The sequence below is a fragment of the Psychromonas arctica genome (genome assembly GCF_038155225.1).
Classification (GTDB): Bacteria; Pseudomonadota; Gammaproteobacteria; order Enterobacterales; family Psychromonadaceae; genus Psychromonas; species Psychromonas arctica_B.
The window spans coordinates 1-236 of record NZ_JBAKBA010000188.1 but is presented as its reverse complement, the minus strand read 5'-3'; the positions used below and the strand labels follow the sequence as shown (position 1 = coordinate 236).

Sequence of the window (236 nt, the reverse complement as noted above, 5' to 3'; positions counted from 1 at the left end):
GATCCAAGTGTGACCACGGTAGATGATCCAACTATTGTAACGTCTGATACTGCTATAACGAGTGAAGATACCTCGGTTACGATTGATGTGTTAGCGAATGATACTGATGTTGACGGCGTGGTCTCGCCTGTCGCTTCTGTTACCGATGGTGATAACGGCACAGTCGCTATCAACGATGATAGCACGGTAACTTACACACCGAATACCGATTTTAATGGTACGGATACGTTTACTTA

The 236-nt window shown here is 44.9% G+C and carries 1 protein-coding gene; it reads left to right on the top strand.

What is annotated here, in order from left to right:
* Positions 1-236, top strand: a 236-nt coding sequence (locus V6255_RS18255) for an Ig-like domain-containing protein (protein ID WP_341629408.1), incomplete at both ends; no start/stop codon positions are given.